The 17,980-nt window shown below is 73.7% G+C and carries 16 protein-coding genes; 10 read left to right on the top strand and 6 right to left on the bottom strand.

Annotated elements, in window-relative coordinates; genetic code table 11:
• Positions 1–153: 153 nt before the first annotated feature.
• The gene (locus tag ACZ6SQ_RS22230; protein ID WP_469564715.1) at positions 154–945 is read left to right on the top strand and encodes a pectate lyase; all 792 of its coding nucleotides are present in this window, start codon (positions 154–156) and stop codon (positions 943–945) included.
• A 162-nt stretch (positions 946–1,107) separates the two neighbouring features.
• On the opposite strand, the gene ACZ6SQ_RS22225 is transcribed toward ACZ6SQ_RS22230, so the two are convergent.
• The gene (locus tag ACZ6SQ_RS22225) at positions 1,108–1,851 is read right to left on the bottom strand and encodes a PaaX family transcriptional regulator C-terminal domain-containing protein (protein WP_469564713.1); all 744 of its coding nucleotides are present in this window, start codon (positions 1,849–1,851) and stop codon (positions 1,108–1,110) included.
• A 104-nt stretch (positions 1,852–1,955) separates the two neighbouring features.
• On the opposite strand from ACZ6SQ_RS22225, the gene ACZ6SQ_RS22220 reads away from it, so the two are divergent.
• Positions 1,956–3,614, top strand: a complete 1,659-nt coding sequence (locus ACZ6SQ_RS22220; protein WP_469564711.1) for a DNA alkylation response protein — start codon at positions 1,956–1,958, stop codon at positions 3,612–3,614.
• Positions 3,615–3,796: 182 nt separating this feature from the next.
• Here the strand turns inward: ACZ6SQ_RS22220 and ACZ6SQ_RS22215 are convergent, their stop codons facing one another.
• Positions 3,797–4,405 (bottom strand): Rv1733c family protein, encoded by a 609-nt coding sequence (locus ACZ6SQ_RS22215; protein ID WP_469564709.1) that lies wholly within the window; start codon positions 4,403–4,405, stop codon positions 3,797–3,799.
• A 274-nt stretch (positions 4,406–4,679) separates the two neighbouring features.
• On the opposite strand from ACZ6SQ_RS22215, the gene ACZ6SQ_RS22210 reads away from it, so the two are divergent.
• The 4 genes from ACZ6SQ_RS22210 to ACZ6SQ_RS22195 all read left to right on the top strand — a co-directional run bounded on the left by ACZ6SQ_RS22210 (position 4,680) and on the right by ACZ6SQ_RS22195 (position 8,552).
• Positions 4,680–5,765, top strand: a complete 1,086-nt coding sequence (locus tag ACZ6SQ_RS22210; RefSeq protein ID WP_469564707.1) for a WD40/YVTN/BNR-like repeat-containing protein — start codon at positions 4,680–4,682, stop codon at positions 5,763–5,765.
• A gap of 60 nt (positions 5,766–5,825) precedes the next feature.
• A complete protein-coding gene (locus tag ACZ6SQ_RS22205) occupies positions 5,826–6,503 on the top strand; it encodes a uracil-DNA glycosylase (protein WP_469564705.1) in 678 nt (225 codons plus the stop codon).
• A complete protein-coding gene (locus tag ACZ6SQ_RS22200) occupies positions 6,500–7,501 on the top strand; it encodes an N-acetylglucosamine kinase (protein WP_469564703.1) in 1,002 nt (333 codons plus the stop codon). Before ACZ6SQ_RS22205 ends, ACZ6SQ_RS22200 begins: the two co-directional genes overlap by 4 nt.
• 127 nt (positions 7,502–7,628) lie before the next feature.
• Positions 7,629–8,552, top strand: coding sequence for a sirohydrochlorin chelatase (locus tag ACZ6SQ_RS22195; protein ID WP_469564701.1), 924 nt, complete (start codon positions 7,629–7,631; stop codon positions 8,550–8,552).
• An 83-nt stretch (positions 8,553–8,635) separates the two neighbouring features.
• Here ACZ6SQ_RS22195 and ACZ6SQ_RS22190 read toward each other — a convergent pair whose 3' ends face one another.
• A complete protein-coding gene (locus tag ACZ6SQ_RS22190) occupies positions 8,636–9,661 on the bottom strand; it encodes a lactonase family protein (RefSeq protein WP_469564699.1) in 1,026 nt (341 codons plus the stop codon).
• A 229-nt stretch (positions 9,662–9,890) separates the two neighbouring features.
• Positions 9,891–11,408 carry an FUSC family protein gene (locus ACZ6SQ_RS22185; RefSeq protein WP_469564697.1) on the bottom strand — a complete coding sequence of 506 codons (1,518 nt, stop codon included), beginning with the start codon at positions 11,406–11,408 and terminating at the stop codon, positions 9,891–9,893.
• A gap of 296 nt (positions 11,409–11,704) precedes the next feature.
• Between ACZ6SQ_RS22185 and ACZ6SQ_RS22180 the strand changes: the two genes are divergently transcribed.
• Positions 11,705–12,181, top strand: a complete 477-nt coding sequence (locus ACZ6SQ_RS22180; protein ID WP_386378712.1) for an Lrp/AsnC family transcriptional regulator — start codon at positions 11,705–11,707, stop codon at positions 12,179–12,181.
• Between the two features lie 199 nt (positions 12,182–12,380).
• Here ACZ6SQ_RS22180 and ACZ6SQ_RS22175 read toward each other — a convergent pair whose 3' ends face one another.
• Entirely contained in the window at positions 12,381–13,178 is a 798-nt protein-coding gene (locus ACZ6SQ_RS22175; protein ID WP_469564694.1) for a LysR substrate-binding domain-containing protein, read from the bottom strand.
• Between the two features lie 58 nt (positions 13,179–13,236).
• On the opposite strand from ACZ6SQ_RS22175, the gene ACZ6SQ_RS22170 reads away from it, so the two are divergent.
• From ACZ6SQ_RS22170 to ACZ6SQ_RS22160, 3 genes are all read left to right on the top strand, one after another.
• A complete protein-coding gene (locus tag ACZ6SQ_RS22170) occupies positions 13,237–13,632 on the top strand; it encodes a DUF5997 family protein (RefSeq protein ID WP_469564692.1) in 396 nt (131 codons plus the stop codon).
• Between the two features lie 189 nt (positions 13,633–13,821).
• Positions 13,822–15,135, top strand: a complete 1,314-nt coding sequence (locus ACZ6SQ_RS22165; protein WP_469564690.1) for a tetratricopeptide repeat protein — start codon at positions 13,822–13,824, stop codon at positions 15,133–15,135.
• Positions 15,136–15,287: 152 nt separating this feature from the next.
• Positions 15,288–16,208 carry a peptidoglycan-binding protein gene (locus ACZ6SQ_RS22160; protein ID WP_469564688.1) on the top strand — a complete coding sequence of 307 codons (921 nt, stop codon included), beginning with the start codon at positions 15,288–15,290 and terminating at the stop codon, positions 16,206–16,208.
• A 27-nt stretch (positions 16,209–16,235) separates the two neighbouring features.
• Here ACZ6SQ_RS22160 and ACZ6SQ_RS22155 read toward each other — a convergent pair whose 3' ends face one another.
• Entirely contained in the window at positions 16,236–17,792 is a 1,557-nt protein-coding gene (locus tag ACZ6SQ_RS22155) for an MFS transporter (RefSeq protein WP_469564686.1), read from the bottom strand.
• Between the last annotated feature and the right edge of the window lie 188 nt (positions 17,793–17,980).

Genomic DNA, 17,980 nt, shown 5'->3' with positions numbered 1-17,980 from the left:
GCCCGGCATCGCGGCACGCTCCACGCGGCATGGAAGCGCTCCCACACCCCCTTGACCAGAAAGCGCTTTCCATCTACGTTCCGTTCAGCACCATGACCGATTCGAGCCGCACCACGTAATGACCCCCACCATCACGGAGGAAGGAATCGGGACATGACATCTCCCCGACACCCGCGCGGGCGCGGGCGCACCACGGCCGGCGCACTGACCGCCGCCGGCTTCTCGATTGGCATGCTCATGACCAGCGCGGCGCTCACCCCGGCGAGCGCCGCCACCTGGCCGTCCGCGTCCGGCAGCCAGGCGGTCACCGCGACCATCAGCCTGACCGGCTCCAAGGACTACGGCATGCTGCGCCTCTACGGCAGCGGGGCGCTGGGCACCGGCGACCAGGCCGAGGACCAGAAGCCGATCCTCACCCTCGCCGACGGCGTCACCCTGAAGAACGTGATCATCGGCGCGCCGGGCGCCGACGGCATCCACTGTCTGGGCAGTTGCACGCTTCAGAACGTCTGGTGGGAGGACGTCGGCGAGGACGCCGCCACCTTCCGCGGCGGCTCGAGCGCCACGTACAACGTCGTCGGCGGCGGTGCGAAGAAGGCGTCAGACAAGGTGTTCCAGCACAACGGCGGCGGCACCGTGAACATCTCCAACTTCGCGGTGCAGGAGTTCAAGACGCTCTACCGCTCCTGCGGCGACTGCTCGACGCAGTACACCCGCAAGGTCAACCTCAGCACCATCGAGGTGACCGGCACCGGCAGCACGGCCCGGCTGGTCGGCATCAACGTCAACCGCAACGACGTGGCCACCCTGCGCGGCATCACCATCCTCAACGACGCCTCGCGCAAGGTCGTCCCCTGCCAGAAGTACAACAACAACACGGCCGTGGGCAGCGGCCCTGACAGCACCAACTGCCGTTACTCCACCTCGGACATCACCTACCGGTGACGTCCCGGCGGTGAGGGCGGCCGCGCGGAGCATGCCCGCACGGCGCTACGCAGGGTCGCCCTCGCCGCCCCTGTGCCCGCCACGCGCGCGTGCAGCCCGAGTCGTTCGGCACGCGCACAGGGCCGGAGTCATACGCCACGCGCGCGTGGAGCCGCTGCGGCTCTACGCGCGCGTCGCCATCTGCCGGGCGAGTTCCCGGCGGTAGTCCGCGTAGGCCGTGCGCAGGGCCGCGCCCGGCCAGCCCGCGGGCAGCAGGGCCTCCGGCAGGACCGGGTCGGCCAGCAGATGGCGGACGATCGCCGCGTAGGCGGTGAGGCGGTCGGCCGGACGGACGGACCGTTCCCCATGGGCCAGCAGGGCGTCCGCCGTGGCCGCCCAGTCCTCCAGCGGCCACAGCCGTGCGGCCAGTTCACGCGCGGGCCGGGCCGGGCGGGCCGTACCGAGTTCCGCCACCCGCCCCAGTTCCCCGGGCAGTTCACGCGAGAGATTGGCCGGGCGCAGCCAGACGCCCTCGCGGAGTTCGGCGAGGCGCAGCGCGGTCAGCCGGGTGCGCAGCTCGGCGCGTTCGGCGGGGCCGCGGCCCGTCGCGGTGACCACGACCATCTCCCAGTCGCCGTCCCACGCGCGCGTGTGCGGCCGGACCGCCTCGTCCTGGCGACGGCGGCGTTCGAGCAGCCGCTCCCCGATGCGGTACCCGGCCCCGGTGCGGCGCAGATCCCCGGCGGCCGCCATCCGGCTGAGCGCGGCCCTCAGCGTCGACCCGCCGACCTCGAACGGCTCGACCGCCCGGGCCAGGTCCCTCGCGGTCATCTCGGGCGGGTCCGCCCCGAGCAGCAGGCTCAGGACGACGGACCGCGCGGACAGCGGGCGCAGCTCCACGGTGCCGGGGCCTGCCGGGGCGGTCATCCGTGGGACCTCGTGTCGTGGCTGCGCATGGCCTCGTACTGTACGGGCCGGAAGTGGATGTTGCAGCATTGCTGCGACCGCAGAGATAGTGCAACACTCGCGTCATGGTCTCGACACCCGTACACGAGCGGCACACCCAGTACGCGACGCACGACGTCACCAACCAGGCCCCGCCCCTGGCCCCCTACGACGCCGCCGAGGACGCGGCCCTACTGGAGGGCCTGCGCCGGGAGGGCGCCGGCTGGGCGGAGGCCGACATCCGCCGGCTCGGCCTGCTGGCGGGCGGCGCGGAGGCGCAGGAGTGGGGCGAGCTGGCCAACCGGCACGAGCCCGAGCTGCGCACCCACGACCGCTGGGGCCACCGCGTCGACGAGGTGGAGTTCCACCCGAGCTGGCACCGGCTGATGCGGGTCGCGGTCGAGGAGGGCCTGGCCGGGTCGCCGTGGGCCGACGACCGTCCGGGCGCACATGTCGCGCGGACCGCGGGCGGCCTGGTGTGGAACCACAGCGAGGCCGGGCACGGCTGCCCGACCTCGATGACCTACGCGGCGGTCCCCGCGCTGCGCCGCGAACCCGAGCTCGCCAAGGTCTACGAGCCGCTGCTGACCAGCCGGGAGTACGACCCGGGGCTGCGCGTACCGACGGAGAAGCGCGGGCTGCTCGCCGGGATGGGCATGACCGAGAAGCAGGGCGGCTCGGATGTACGCACCAACAGCACGGTGGCCACGCCCAGTTCGGAACCCGGTGTCTACACCCTGCGCGGGCACAAGTGGTTCACGTCGGCGCCGATGTGCGACGTGTTCCTGGTGCTGGCGCAGGCCCCCGGCGGGCTGTCCTGCTTCCTCGTGCCCCGCATACTGCCCGACGGCACCCGCAACACCTTCCGGGTCCAGCGGCTCAAGGACAAGCTCGGCAACCGGTCCAACGCGTCCTCCGAGCCGGAGTTCGACGGCACTGTCGCCTGGCTGGTCGGCCCGGAGGGTCAGGGCGTCAAGACCATCATCGAGATGGTCAACTGCACCCGGCTGGACTGTGTGATGGCGTCGGCGACGCTGATGCGCAGGACGCTCGTCGAGGCCAGCCATCACGCCCGTCACCGCAGCGCGTTCGGGGCGCGTCTCGCCGAACAGCCGCTGATGCGCAACGTACTGGCCGATCTGGCGCTGGAGTCGGAGGCCGCCACGACGCTCACCCTGCGGCTGGCGGGGTCCGCCGACCGGGCGATCCGCGGGGACGAGGGCGAACGCGCGTTCCGCCGCATCGCAACTGCCGTCGGCAAGTACTGGGTCACCAAGCGGGGCCCCGCCTTCACCGCCGAGGCCCTGGAGTGCCTGGGCGGCAACGGCTACGTCGAGGACTCCGGCATGCCCCGCCACTACCGCGAGGCTCCGCTGCTGTCCATCTGGGAGGGCTCCGGGAACGTCAACGCCCTCGACGTTCTGCGGGCGTTGACGCGCGATCCGCGTACGGCGGACGCCCTGTTCGCCGAACTGGCCCTGGCCCAGGGGGCGGACGCCCGTCTCGACGCGGCGGTCGGGCGTCTGAGGCAGGGGCTGGCGAGCGCGTCCGAGACCGGCGCCCGCCGGCTCGTGGAGTCCATGGCCCTCGCCCTCCAGGCGTCCCTGCTGGTCCGGTACGCGCCGCCCGCGGTCGCGGACGCCTTCTGCGCGACCCGGCTGGGCGGCGACTGGGGGCACGCCTTCGGCACCCTGCCCGACTCGGCGGACCTGGACGCGATCCTGGGGCGGGCGCTCGGGCTGTGAGGCCCGGGGGCGGAGGGCGGGCAGCTTCGAAGGCCTGTGGCGAGGGCGGGGGCAGGGCGAGGGCGGGGCAAGCGACCGCCCGAGCCGGAGGTTCGCGACCGGAGCGGAAACGCCGGTCGCGGACGCTGCCCCACGCCGGCACCCACCCCAGCCCCAGCCGCGCCCCCGCCCCGCCCCGCCGCTCAGGCGTCGTGCGGACCCGAGCCCGTCCGGTGGCCCCACAGCGGGTCGAAGCGGACCCAGTCCGTCTCCCACTGGTCGAGCCGCCGGCACTCCAGCCGGTCACGGACCGCGCGGCCGCAGGCGAAGGGGACCATGGCGGCACCGAGGCCGATGAGGGTGCCGACCAGCGCGGAGCGCACCCGCGCCTCGGCGGCGCCCGCCGGCTCGCCGACGAGGCGGCCCTGCCGGTCCGTCCAGACCTTCACCGCGGTCCCCGCCGCGGTGCCCGGCCCGACCCGGGCCTGACCGGACCGCGGGGATCCGTCCGGTGCGCGCCAGCCGACCCCGGCCCACACCCGGGAGCCGCTCGCCGCGCCGGGCCCGGCGGGCACACCGGGCGCGCGTTCGGTCAGCCGGGCGGTCACGGGCCGCCACTCCGCGCGCTCCCGCGCCAGCCCCCGTTCCACGGAACCGGCGGCCGTCAGGCCCGCGAGCACCCCGCACAGCACGGTGAGCGTCCAGGCCACGAGCAGCACCCAGCCCTCGACCACGTCGGACCGCCGCCGCAACGGGCTGCGCCGCCAGCGCCACAGCCACACGTGCCCAACCCTCCGACCCCGCAGCCTCATCGAGGGCCGCCTCCTCACGAGCGCTCGATCCACCCCGTCGCCGTCCCATACGGGCGCCGGCCCGCCGATGCTCAGGGCGGGCCCCGCGCCCCGGCGGTGGCGCGCGGCGAGCTCCGCGGGGGTCGGCAAGGGGTCCTCACGCGGTCCCGGGCGATCGCGGGCCTTACCGCCCGACACGCGCTGACCTGCGGAGACGGCCGTCCACAGATGACTGTCAGTGGTGGGGTGCAGACTGGCCGGTGTCTGAGACGAAGACGTCGCGGAGGTGATCGGCATGACCGAAGTACTGCTCGCCGTAGGTACCCGAAAAGGCCTGTTCATCGGGCGCCGGCGCGAAGGCGCCTGGGAGTTCGACGAAAGTCCCTATTTCAACGCGCAGGCCGTGTACTCGGTCGCGATCGACACCAGCGGCGGCACCACACGCCTGCTCGCGGGCGGCGACAGCGCGCACTGGGGCCCGTCGGTGTTCCACTCGGACGACCTCGGCCGGACCTGGACCGAACCGGCCGCGCCCGCGGTCAAGTTCCCCCAGGACACGGGGGCTTCGCTGGAGCGGGTGTGGCAGCTGCACCCGGCGGCGGCCGAACCGGGCGTGGTGTACGCGGGGACGGAACCGGCCGCGCTGTACCGCTCGGAGGACCGCGGCGAGAGCTTCGCCCTCGTCCGACCGCTGTGGGAGCACCCGACCCGCTCCCAGTGGGTGCCCGGCGGGGGCGGCGAGGGCCTGCACACCGTCCTGACCGACGAGCGCGACCCGGCCGCGGTCACCGTGGCCGTGTCCACGGCGGGGGTGTTCCGCACCGGCGACGGCGGCGCGAGCTGGGCGCCGTCCAACTCCGGTGTCTCCGCGGTGTTCCTGCCCGATCCGGACCCCGAGTTCGGGCAGTGCGTGCACAAGGTCGCGCGGGACGCGGTGAACCCGGACCGGCTGTATCTCCAGAACCACTGGGGCGTGTACCGCAGCGACGACGGGGGCGGGCGGTGGACCGACATCGGCAAGGGCCTGCCGTCCACCTTCGGCTTCGCGATGGCCACGCACCCGCACCAGGGCGACACCGCCTACGTGTTCCCGATCACCGCCGACTCCGACCGGGTCCCGGCCGACCACCGCTGCCGCGTCTTCCGCACCCGGGACGCGGGCGAGACCTGGCAGCCGCTGACGGCCGGACTCCCGCAGGGCGACCACTACGGCACCGTGCTGCGCGACGCGCTGTGCACCGACGACGCGGACCCGGCGGGCGTGTACTTCGGCAACCGCAACGGCGAGGTGTACGCGTCGGCCGACGACGGCGACAGCTGGCGGCAGTTGGCCTCGCATCTGCCCGACGTGCTGTGTGTGCGGGCCGCGGTGGTCGCGTGAGGCGGCCGGCCCTTGGCCACCGGTTGATCGCCGTGCCCTGTACGGCAGTAGGGTGACGCCGTGGCACCACGACCGTTGCATGAGATCGTCGAACCGGGCTGGGCGAGCGCCCTGGAGCCCGTGGCCGGAAAGATCGCCGGGATGGGCGACTTCCTCCGCGGGGAGATAGCCGCGGGGCGCACCTACCTACCGGCCGGGCAGAACGTCCTGCGGGCCTTCCAGCAGCCCTTCGACGAGGTCCGCGTCCTCATCGTCGGGCAGGACCCGTACCCGACTCCGGGGCACGCGGTCGGGCTGTCGTTCTCGGTGGCCCCGGAGGTACGGCCGCTGCCCGGCAGCCTGATCAACATCTTCCGCGAGCTGCACTCCGACCTGGGGCTGCCCCAGCCGTCCAACGGCGACCTCACGCCGTGGACCCGCCAGGGCGTGCTGCTGCTCAACAGGGCCCTCACCACGGCACCGCGCAGTCCGGGCGCGCACCGCGGCAAGGGCTGGGAGGAGGTCACCGAGCAGGCGATCCGCGCCCTCGCCGCGCGCGGGAAGCCGCTGGTGTCGATCCTGTGGGGCCGTGACGCCCGCAATCTCCGTCCGCTGCTGGGCAGTCTGCCCTCGGTGGAGTCCGCGCACCCGTCCCCGATGTCGGCCGACCGCGGCTTCTTCGGCTCCCGTCCGTTCAGCCGGGCCAACGACCTGCTGATCGGCCAGGGCGGGCAGCCCGTGGACTGGCGCCTGCCGTGACCCGGCCAAGGGGCGCGGCGTCCCGGGGTTCGACCGGCTGTCTGGCCGTCGACTCCGGAGGGTCGGGCCTGCGGGTCGTCGTGGGGACCGCGGACGGCAGGGTGTCGGCGCGGCGGGAGTCGGCCGTGCCCGTGCGCACCGGTCCCCAGGGGATCGACACGGACCACCTGATGGGACAACTACTCCCGCTGGTGCGGTCGTTGGCGGCCGAGACAGGTGTGACGGAGCTGCGTACGGCCGCCGTGGGCGCGGCCGGGCTGAGCACACTGGGCGACGGGCTGCGGGCCGGGCTGCCGGGGGCGCTGCGACGCGAGTTCGGCACCCGGGCCGCCGTGCTCGCCGCCGATGCCGTGACCGCGTACACCGGGGCGCTCGGCCCGCGCGCCGGAGCCGTGGTGGCGGCGGGCACCGGCATGATCGCGATCGGTACGGACCTCTCGCACTGGCGGCGGGCGGACGGCTGGGGCCATCTGCTGGGCGACTGCGGCGGCGGCGCCTGGATCGGCCGCGCCGGACTGGAGGCCGCGCTGCGCGCCCACGACGGCCGCGACGGCGGGTCCTCGGCGCTGCTGTCGCGGGCGGAGGAGATGTTCGGGCCGATGCCGGGGCTGCCCGCGGAGCTGTATCCGCGTCCGGACCGGCCGGCCGTCCTCGCCTCCTTCGCACCGCACGTCGCCGCCTGCGCGGACGAGGACCGGGTCTCGGCCGGGATCCTGCGGGACGCGGCACACCACATCGCCGACTCCGCGGTGGCGGTCTGCCCTGCCGAAGGCGAGTCCGTACTCGCGCTGACCGGCGGTCTGTTCCGGATGGGCGCGCCCCTGCTCGGTCCCCTGGACGAGGCGTTGGCGCGACGGTTGCCGCACGTCGGACGCGTTCCGGCCGAGGGTGACCCGCTGCTGGGCGCGATGCGGATCGCGACGGCTCTCGCCGCGGACGAGCTCACTCTGCCCGGTGACGAGCGAATGCTGCTGGTCGTGCGCATGAACGGGGACTGAAGCGCGCACCAACCGTGCCGAATTCGTACGTAACTCATCACAACTGATCAGACAAAACGGGACGGATACCGCTCACCTGCCCCCTCCCCGAACAGGGGAGCCCAGGAAGCCAGTAACATGCGGCGCCATGAGCTCCCCCACTGGGCCCGTGTCCGGCCTGCCTGTACGAATGCCGCGCCCCCGCCAGCCCGGGCGGCACCGCCGACCCGAGCCGGTGGCGGCTCCCGAGGGCGCACCCGCGCTCGTTCTTGCGGTTCCGGGCACGCCCAGCGCCGCCACCCGTGGCCTCGCCGAGGAGATCGTGAGCATCGCCCGCTCCGAGCTCCCCGGGCTCGACGCCCGTATCGGGTTCGTGGACGGGGACGACGCGGAGTTCCCGTCGCTGAAGGTCGTGCTCGCGCACGCCGCCGACGAGCGCACCGCCCGTTACGAGCAGGCGCTCGCCGCGGGTGTGGAGGTCAAGGAGCCCGAGGGTCCCGTCGCGGTGGTCGTGCCGCTGCTCGCCGGCCCGGACAGCGCGCTGCTGCGCCAGGTCCGCCAGGCCGTGATGGACAGCCGGGTCGCCGCCGACCTGACGGACGTGCTGGGCCCGCACCCGCTGCTCGCGGAGGGCCTGCACGTGCGGCTGTCCGAGGCCGGTCTGGCCCGCGCCGACCGCGCCCGGCTGTTCACCGTGGCCACGGCCGCGGACGGCATCATCCTCGCCTCGGTGGGTGGCGAGGAGGCCGTGCAGGCCGCCGGCATCACCGGCATGCTGCTCGCCGCGCGTCTGGCCGTGCCCGTGATGGCGGCCGCGCTGGACCAGGAGGGCTCGATCGCGGCCGTCGCCGACCAGCTTCGCTCCTCGGGTTCGCAGCAGCTGGCGCTCGCGCCGTACCTGATCGGCCCGGAGATCGACGCCTCGCTGATCGAGGCCGCCGCCGCGGAGGCCGGCTGCGCCGCCGCCGATGCGCTCGGCCCGTACCCGGCGATCGGCAAGCTCGCCCTGGCCCAGTACACGCAGGCCCTCGGCATCGCCTCGCCGGCGCAGCAGGGCACGCCCCTGCGCTGACCCGCGCACCCGTTCCACGTCGTACGACAAGGGCCCGCCCCCGACCGGGGCGGGCCCTTCGGCGTGTACGGACGGCCGCGGGGTCAGCCGACGACGACGCAGGAGGCGGCGGGGACCCGGACCGATCCGGCGCGGCGCGGGAGACCGGTGTCCGGGTCGAGGCGGAACCAGGTGACGTCGCCGGAGCGTTCGTTGGCGACGTAGAGGTAGCCGTCGGCCTCGGTGAGCGCGCGCGGCCAGTGTCCGCCGCAGGGCACGGTCCCGACCAGGCGCAGACTCTCGCCCTCGACGGCCAGCACGCACAGCACGTCCTCGCCGCGTACGGCGGTCCACACGAACCGGCCGTCGGGCGAGACGACGACACCCGACGGGTACGCGTCGCCGTCCGGCGCGCCCGGCAGGACCTGTGTCTCGGTCAGCGGCTTGAGGGTGCCGTCGGCGGCGTGCCAGCGGCAGGAGGTGATCGTCGGGGCGAGCTCGTTGACGACGTAGGCGCGGTCGCCCTCGGGGTGGAAGGCCAGGTGGCGGGGGCCGGAGCCGGGGCGCAGGGCGACCTCCCGGTGCAGTGCCAGACGGCCGTCGGCCAGGGTGCACACCCGCACGGAGTCGGTGCCGAGGTCGACGCTGACCGCCCAGCGGCGGCTGGGGTCGGGCTGCACATGGTGGGCGTGCGGGCCCTGCTGGCGGGGCGTGTGGGGGCCGGAGCCGGTGTGCCGGAGCACCGCGGAGACGAGGCCTTCCAGGGTGCCGTCGGGGCGCAGGGGGACGACGGAGACGCTGCCGGAGCCGTAGTCGGCGGTGAGCAGATGGCCGCCGAAGACGCTGAGGTGGGTGGGGCCGGAGCCGACGGGCACGGGCCTGCCGACGGGCTCGGGGGCTTCGCCGGTCACCCGGTAGGCGGCGACCGCGCCCTCGGCGGTCTCGCTGACCGCGTAGAGGGTGCCGCCGTCGGGCGCGAGGGCGAGATAGGACGGGTCGGGCACGCCGTTCACGCCGCCGAGGACGGCCAGCGAGCCGTCCGAGGTGTCGACGGCCGCCATGATCACGCCTGGGCCGCCCGCGGCCGTGAACGACCCGATGAACGCCCTGCGCCTGCCGCCGTCTGCCACCGCTGTCCCCTTGTCGGTCGACTGCCCGTCCCGGGCGACGGTAGCACCTGCGGTCTAGACCAAGGGGGTTGAGAACGCGGGGCACGTCCGGATCGATGCGTGTGGGGGGCTGGATGAAGCGCGTCGCGGCGGACAGCTCTCCGGCGCGCCCTCGTGCGCGCCCGCCTCACGCCCCCCACCAGCGCGTCGCGGCGGAAAGCTGCCCGGCACGCCCACATGGGCGCCCGCCTCACGCCCCCACGAGCGGCGAGCCCGAGGGGGCCCGCAGGGGAGCGGCCAGTTCGGCCAGGGCGTGTTCGAGACCGTGCAGGTGGGCGAGGGCGGGCTCGCCGACCTGGGGCGGCCGGACGGCCGGGGAGCCGGCGGGGCGGGGCTCGCGGCCCTTGCTCGCCGGGCTGGCGATCAGCGCCTCGACCGAGGCCTCGACGCGGTGGCAGGCCCTGGCGAGCCGGGCGTCCTGCGAGGCCTCCGGGTCGGCGGCGACGGCGACCAGGCCGCGGATCTCACGGGCGCAGTCGTCCAGCAGGGCCAGGACACGCAGGGCGCGGCCCTTGCGGACGAGCATCGGGTTCAGCGGGTGGACGAGCGGCGCGACGGCGAGCCGTACCCGTCCGAGCATCTGCTCCAGTTCGGCGACCCGGGGCGCCGGGTCGGCGCCCGGGACCCCGGCCAGCCGGGCGGCGGCCTCGGCGGTGCAGGCGTGGACACAGGTCAGGGCGCGCTGGATCCAGGCGTCGGTCACGGCGTGCGTGGTGACGGGCAGAACGAACAGCACGGCCAGCACGGCACCGAGAGCGCCCACGCCCGTCTCGGCCAGCCGCAGCGCGAGCAGGGCCGGGTCGAGCAGGTCCAGCAGACCGTAGAGCAGGGAGGCCAGCAGCGTCACGCAGAGCATCATCCACGTGTAGGAGACGGGGGCCGTGTAGAAGATGCCGAAGACACAGGCGGCGAGCAGTACCGACGAGACCACCGGGTCGCCCTGCACGGGTACGGCGACCAGCAGGCCGAGGCCGATGCCGATCACGGTGCCGAGGACCCGGCGGAAGCCGCGCACCAGGGTCTCGCCGCGCGAGGTGGTGTTGACGAAGATCCACCAGGTGGCGCCCACGGCCCAGTACCAGCGATGCCCGGACACCAGCTGGCCGACGAACAGGGCGAAGCCCGCACCCGCGGTGGCCTGCACGGCCTGGCGGGTGGTGATGCGGGCCAGGCCGGTGCCGCCGGGCGGCGCGACGGCGGGCGGCGGGGGCAGTCGGCGCTCATAGCACCACACCCCGAAACGCACCACCGCGGCGGTCAGGACGGACAGCAGGACGGCGGCGTACAGCTCGGGCAGCATGCCGGGCGTGGCATGCAGGAACTGGGCGATGAAGTACGTCATGAACGCGAACACGCCGAGGCTGTGGCCGCGCGGCCCCCAGCGGCGGGCGTACACCCCGGCGCCGACGACCGCGAGAAAGGCGAGGTCACGGGCGACCGGCTGGTCGTGCAGCTCGGCGGCGAGGGCGAGCACCGGCAGGCCGACGGCGGGCAGCAGGGCGGTGGTGACCGCCTGCCCCCGGACCGTGGCGTCGGTGACCGTGAACAGGGCGAGCAGCGCGGCGAGACCGCCGATGAGGGCGCCGAGCAGGGAGTGTCCGGCCAGGCCGCACAGCACCACGGCGAGCCCGATGCCGAGGACGGCCCGGGTGGCGAAGCGCAGCCGCGTCCGCCCCGGATCCGGAGCCACGAACATCGTCTTCAGCACTGCTTTCGCTCCCTTGTGACGGCAGGCCCGGACAGGCGCCGAGGAGGCGCCCGTACGACCGGCATGAAAAAGGCGCCGCGGAATCCGCAGCGCCATCGACGACTCCATGACAGCATCCCCGCCGCCACTGGCTCAAGTCGGCACTCGTGCGATGGGCCAATGGCTCAGCCTCAGGGCTGCCAGTTCGGCCGAAATCGTGCCAACGGACCACGGTTCCTGGTCCAGCCGGGTCGCGGGGCGCGGGGCCGTTGGTACAGTCGATGAAGATCAACAAGTGATGAGGAGGCCGTCGCGCCATGGCCGTGGACGAGCTCGACACCCGCATCCTGCGGCTGCTCCTGGAGCAGCCCCGCACCAGCGTGCGCGAGTACGCCCGCCTCCTCGGCATCGCCCGCGGCACCCTCCAGGCCCGGCTGGACCGGCTGGAGCGGGAGGGCGTGATCACCGGCACGGGCCCCGCCCTCTCCCCCGCCGCGCTCGGCCATCCGGTGCTGGCGTTCGTGCACATCGAGGTCACCCAGGGGCACCTCGACGACGTGGGCGACGCGCTGGCGGCCGTGCCCGAGATCGTCGAGGCCTTCTCGATCACGGGCGGCGGCGATCTGCTGACCCGTGTGGTCGCCCGCGACAACGCACACCTGGAGGACGTGATCCAGGAGCTGATCAGCCTCCCGGGTGTCGTCCGCACCCGCACGGAGGTCGCCCTGCGCGAACGCGTGCCGCACCGGCTGCTGCCGCTGGTGGAGTCGATCGGCCGCTCGGCGGCACGCTGAGCGGGGGTGCCGGAGGCGGCCGGTGGGTGCCGGTGGCGGGGGGGCGGTCTGTCGAGGGGCGCGAGGAACCGCGCGATCCATCGAGGGGCGCGGGGAACCGCGCGATCAGCCGACGGCGACCCGCACGCGACGGCGCACGAGCCGCTCGGCCGGCCAAGGGACGCGGGAAGGGCGGACGGCGAGGGCCGAGGTCGGGCCGCTACGAGCGACGGCGCGGCTTGCCGCGGCCGGTGCCGCCCTTGCCACCGCTCTTTCCGGCGCCGCCCTTGGCCGTGCCGCCCCTTCCGGCGGTCTTCGAGCCGCCCGCGCGGGCGCTCTTCGCCCCGGGTGCGGGCTTGCGGCGGGCCGCGGGTGCCTGGTCGTGCTCGGCCGTGCCGGACGGGCGGGGGCGACCGCGGGTGCTGTTCACCGTGCGGCCCCGGACGATGCCGATGAAGTCCTCGACCAGGTCGGTGTGGGAGTCCTCCGGCCAGGAGAGCGCCACGCCGGACTGCGGAGCGTCGGTGACCGTGCGGTAGGTGAGGTCCTTGCGGTGGTGCAGCCGGGCGAGGGACTGCGGGACGACCAGGACCCCGACGCCCGCCGCCACCAGCTCGATCGCGTCGGCGGTGGTCGCCGGGCGCTCGACGGCCGGCTTGCCCGGCAGCGTCTCCCAGCCGAGCACGTCGTCGAGGGGATGGAAGACCACGTCGTCTGCGAGGTCGCCGACGGTCACCTCGTCGGCCGCCGTGAGCAGGTGGTCCTTGGGCACCACGACGACGGTCGCCTCGGTGTAGAGGGGGATCGCGCTGAAGGCCGTACGGTCCACGGGCAGTCGTACGATGCCCGCGTCGGCCTCGCCGGAACGCAGCACGGCCGAGACGTCCGCGGCTTCGACGGGGACCAGGGCGAGCGGGACGTCGGGCAGGCGTTCTTCCCAGATCCGCACCCACTTGCCGGGAGTCGCCCCGGGTACGAACGCGAGCCGGAACGAGGAGGGTGCTGCCGAGCCTGTCACCCCGCCAGGTTACCGGCTGTGGTCGGGGGCCCGTCACCCGGCGTCTAGTCTGGAGAGCATGAAGTCGCACCAGACCGCCCAGACGATGAAGCCCGCCACCGCGGCGAAGAAGCTGGGTGTGTACCTGCCCGCCACCCCCGCCGAGTTCCAGGAGGGGGTCGTCTCGCGCGCCGAGTTCAACGAGCTTCAGGCCGACCCGCCCGCGTGGCTGAGCGAGCTGCGGCAGAACGGCCCGCACCCGCGCCCCGTGGTCGCGGCGAAGCTCGGCGTGTCCATCGCGGGCCTGGCCCGCGGCGGTGTCACCGAGGCGCTGACCACCGAGCAGATCGAGGCGATCAAGTCCGAGCTGCCCGAGTGGCTGGAGAAGGAGCGCGCCACGCAGGCCGAGGTGCGCAAGGAGACCGTGCGGATCAAGAAGCGGAACGCGGAGCGGGCCGAGCGCCAGGATTCCTGACGCGCAGCCGCCCCGGGGCGTGCGTCGGCGGCCCGGAACCCGAGGGGCCTGCGCCGACGGTCCGGAATCCGTTCGAGGGCACGCGCCCCGGTCGCAGGCTCGGGAGCACACCCTTCGATCCCTTCGGCCCTTTCGCCCGCCCGGAAATCTGTTTGAGAACGCGGACCCCGGTCCGTGATGATCTTCGGCATGTTCTCGCGCAGGAATCGCCGCCCCAAGACCCCCGACGTCCTCAAGGCCTGGGAGCTGCTGGACTCGGACGACGTGCCCGGTGCCCTGCGGCAGCTGCGGTCGGACACCGACAGCCTGCCGCTCGGCGAGGTGGCCCTCGTGGTCGCGCGCGCCGCGGAGGCGGCCGGGTTCGACGACCTGCGGCAGGCCGCCTCGGAGCTGGCCGCGCGCCCGGACCTGGCCAAGGCGCAGTACGCCTACGGCTACGCCTGTGTCGAGCGCGGGGTGTCCTATCTGGCCGTCCCCGCGCTGCGCGAGGTGCTGCGCGCCAACCCGGACGCCCTGGGCGTGATGCGCGAGCTGGTCTCGGCGTACGAGCGCGAGGGGCGGCACGCCGACGCCGCCGAACTGCTCGGCCGGTACGAGGACCGGTTCGTGCCCTGGCCGGACCGCTATCTGCTGGTCTACAACGCCCTGATGGCCGGTGACCTCCCCCTCGCCCGTCGCCAGCACGCGCTGCTGGGCGACCCGGAGGACCCCCAGTGGCTGCCGCCCCGGCGGCGGCAGACCCGCATGCTGGAGCGTGCCGCCGCGGTCACGACCCCGCTCGACCTCGCCGACCTGCGCGGATGGCAGTACGTGATCGGCGGCACGATCCTCGGCACGCTCTCGCCGTACGGCTTCGAGGCGGGGATGACCGGCCGGTTCGCGTTCCTCCAGGACACTCCGGAGCAGTGCCTGCGCGGGCTGCTGCGCCTGCGGACGCTGCCGGCGGCCGCCGGGCTGCGGCCCCGGTCGGTGTCGCTGCTGCCCGACCGGGACAGCCGGATCCTCGGCCTCGCCGCGGCGCACGTGCTGGGCCTCCCCGCGGAGCCCTTCGCCCCCGGGCGCGAGGACACGGTCGTGGTCGCGTACGACCTGAACGGCCTGCTCGACACCCCCGAGGGCCCCGAGATCCTCCAGCAGTTGCACGAACGGGCCCCCGGGCAGGTGCTGCACGAGCACGCGTCCTGCTGGACCGACGCCCCGGCGGTCACCGCGGACAGCGTGACCCTGCTGCACCAGTCGGTGGTGGCACCCTGGGGCGAGCGGATGGCCGTGGGCGAGGACGGGACCCCGCGCCGGGAGCCGGCCGACGAGCGGCCCGAGGAGCGCATCGCCGAGGAGATCGCGGCCGCCGAGGCCGCCGCCGACGAGGGCGACGGCGGGACGCCGGCCGACCCCGACGAGGCGTTCGCCGGATTCGCCACGGCGGTGCGCGACACCTGGCTGCGGGGCGAGCGCACGGCCCTGAGGTCGTCCGGGCCGGTGCCGAGCGGCCGCTTCCTCTGACCGCTCTCGAGCAGGTTGTGGCACCGTCCGGACGAAAGCCGCCGGATGCGGTCACCTTCCGTGCAGCTGCCGCTAGTTGAGTCATCATCAAGTGACACCCCGAGCGCCGCTCGGAGCCGCTCGGGGGCACCTCATGACTCGAAAGGCTGCGCATGAGTGTGAAGACCGGTCCCCAGCGCTACCCCGGATCCAGCCGCGCGAACTGGTACCAGGACGACTTCCCCGGCGATCCGATGGAGGTCAACGTCGTCGTCCTGCACACCACCGAGGGAACGAGCCTGCCCGACTACGGCGGTGGTGGCGCCGCCCCGAACCTGACCGCGGTGCCCGACCTCGACACCAAGCGGCTGCGCTGGTTCCAGCACTTCGACATCGAGTGCTCCTCCCGGGCGCTTCAGAACCTCGCGGGCGGCGTGGAGACGAACACACTCAACGTCTGCCAGGTCGAACTGGTCGGCACCTGCGATCCGACGACCCACGGCAAGTGGAAGAACGCGGGCCGGCGGCATATGTTCTGGCCGGAGGCGCCGGCCTGGGCGCTGGAGGGCGTCGCGCGGTTCCTGTCGTGGATGCACGAGCAGCACGGCGTGCCGCTGAGCGGTCCGAAGGCGTGGCCGGCCTACCCCGACTCCTACGGCAGCAAGACCGGCCAGCGCATGAGCAAGGCCAGGTGGACCGCGTTCAACGGGGTGTGCGGCCATATGCACGTCCCCGAGAACGACCACGGCGACCCCGGCGGGATCGACATCACCGAGATCCTGCGGCGGGCCCGGGCGGACCTGGACCTGGACGAGCCGCCGGCCGGTGCGCAGCCGAAGCCGGGCAAGCCGAAGGTTCCGGTGTTCCCGGGCCGCAAGTTCTTCCGCGAGGGCGCGGTCAACGACCATGTGCTGGTGCTGGGCAGGCAGTTGGTCGAGGAGGGCTTCGGCGACCACTACAAGGTCGGGCCGAGCCGGTCCTGGGGCGAGGCCGACCGGCTCAATGTGCGCGACTTCCAGAAGTCCCGCGAGGAACTGCGCGGTGACGCGGACGGGTTCCCGGGCCCGCTGACCTGGAAACTGCTGTTCTCCTGACGCCCTTCGCCTGCCCCGGTCCCCACGTCACCCGGGGCCGGGGCCCACGCCGCCGCCCTGGAGCCGCTCCAGGTCGGACGGGCGGACCTGGATGACGAGGACGGCGATGATCGCGGCCACCGCGGCGAAGATCGCCGCCACGACGAACGCCGAGGACACACCCGCGGTCAGGATCTCGTCCGAGTAGGGCGGTGGCAGTTGCCCCGTCCTCTCGAAGCGCAGCCGTTCGAGGGGGGTCGCCTGCTGGAGGAACAGCGGGACCTGTTTCTCGGCCTCGTTGTTGCTGGCCGTCCCGAACATGGTGACGAGGATGGACAGACCCAGCGAACCGCCGACCTGCTGAGTGGCGTTGAGCAGTCCGGACGCCGCGCCCGTCTCGCGGACCTCGACGTTGGACAGCGCCATCAGGGTCAGCGACACGAACTCCATGCCCATGCCCAGGCTGAACACCAGGAGCGGGCCGAGAATGCTGCCCGCGTACGTGGAGTGGACGTCGGTCAAGGTCAGCCAGGCCAGGCCGGCGGCCGCCAGGATCGCGCCGACCACCATGAACGGTTTGGGTCCGTAGACGGGCAGGAACCGCGAGGCCAGGGCGGCGCCGACCGCGATGACGGCGCTGACCGGCAGGAAGGCGAACCCGGTCACCAGCGGGCTGAAGTCCAGCACGTTCTGTGCGAACAGCGTCAGGAAGAAGAACATGCCGAAGATCGCCGCGGCCAGGCAGAGCATGATGCCGTAGGTGCCCGCGCGGTTGCGGTCGGCGAACATGTGCAGCGGTGTGATCGGCTGCGAGGAGCGGCGCTCGATCACGATGAACGCCGCCAGCACGACGACGGCCGCGCAGAACGAGCCTATCGTCCACGGGTCCCGCCAGCCGTCCTGCGCCGCCCTGATGAAGCCGTAGACGAGCAGCACCATGCCCACGGTGGAGGTGAGCGCGCCGGCGATGTCGAAGTGGCCCGGGTGGCGCTCGGACTCCTTGATGTACCGCGGCGTGGCGAAGGCGATCAGCAGGCCGATGGGCACGTTGACGAAGAGGACCCAGCGCCAGTCCAGCCACTCGACGAGAATTCCGCCCATCAGCAGCCCGATCGCGCCGCCGCCCGCCGAGACCGCGGCGAACACGCCGAACGCCCGGTTGCGTTCGGGGCCTTCGCGGAACGTGGTGCTGATCAGCGCCAGGGAGGTGGGGGACGCGATGGCGCCGCCGACGCCCTGGAGGGCGCGTGCGGCGAGCAGTTGGCCGGAGTCCTGGGAGAAGCCGCCGAGCAGGGAGGCGAACGCGAACAGCAGCACACCGAAGACGAACACCCGCCGCCGGCCGAGGATGTCACCGGCCCGCCCGCCGAGCAGCAGCAGTCCGCCGAAGGTCAGGGTGTACGCGTTGACCACCCAGGACAGGCTGGTGGTCGAGAAGTCCAGCGCGCGCTGGATGTCCGGCAGCGCGATGTTCACGATGGTGATGTCGAGCACCACCATGAGCTGGCAGGAGGCGATGACCAGCAGGGCCATCGCGTTGCCGCCGCCACCCTTTTCCGGGGTGGCTGTGCTCGTCGCCGAGCCGGGCTGCGGGTGGCTGCTCATGAGGCGTCACGCCTTCGTCATGAGGGTAGGCGGACGGTGCGTCCACCGCTGGTCCACCGTTCGACGGTACGCCCGTGCCTCTGGGGTCACCACTCGATCATCTGGCCCCTCCCGGTGCTTCGGGTCCCGTGGCCGTGGGGTGTTTGGGACTGCGGCCCGTGGGGTCAACCGGCGGCCGTCGGGTCAGC

The sequence above is a fragment of the Streptomyces sp. NPDC048600 genome (assembly GCF_055587025.1).
This window is presented reverse-complemented; position numbering and strand designations above follow the sequence as displayed.

Bases quoted from the DNA above. Each gene is read 5' to 3' on its own strand.
- ACZ6SQ_RS22230 (WP_469564715.1), top strand. From the start codon at position 154: ATGACATCTCCCCGACACCCGCGCGGGCGCGGGCGCACCACGGCCGGC.
- ACZ6SQ_RS22225 (WP_469564713.1), bottom strand. From the start codon at position 1,851: ATGACCGCCCCGGCAGGCCCCGGCACCGTGGAGCTGCGCCCGCTGTCC.
- ACZ6SQ_RS22220 (WP_469564711.1), top strand. From the start codon at position 1,956: ATGGTCTCGACACCCGTACACGAGCGGCACACCCAGTACGCGACGCAC.
- ACZ6SQ_RS22215 (WP_469564709.1), bottom strand. From the start codon at position 4,405: ATGAGGCTGCGGGGTCGGAGGGTTGGGCACGTGTGGCTGTGGCGCTGG.
- ACZ6SQ_RS22210 (WP_469564707.1), top strand. From the start codon at position 4,680: ATGACCGAAGTACTGCTCGCCGTAGGTACCCGAAAAGGCCTGTTCATC.
- ACZ6SQ_RS22195 (WP_469564701.1), top strand. From the start codon at position 7,629: ATGAGCTCCCCCACTGGGCCCGTGTCCGGCCTGCCTGTACGAATGCCG.
- ACZ6SQ_RS22180 (WP_386378712.1), top strand. From the start codon at position 11,705: ATGGCCGTGGACGAGCTCGACACCCGCATCCTGCGGCTGCTCCTGGAG.
- ACZ6SQ_RS22170 (WP_469564692.1), top strand. From the start codon at position 13,237: ATGAAGTCGCACCAGACCGCCCAGACGATGAAGCCCGCCACCGCGGCG.
- ACZ6SQ_RS22165 (WP_469564690.1), top strand. From the start codon at position 13,822: ATGTTCTCGCGCAGGAATCGCCGCCCCAAGACCCCCGACGTCCTCAAG.
- ACZ6SQ_RS22160 (WP_469564688.1), top strand. From the start codon at position 15,288: ATGAGTGTGAAGACCGGTCCCCAGCGCTACCCCGGATCCAGCCGCGCG.
- ACZ6SQ_RS22155 (WP_469564686.1), bottom strand. From the start codon at position 17,792: ATGAGCAGCCACCCGCAGCCCGGCTCGGCGACGAGCACAGCCACCCCG.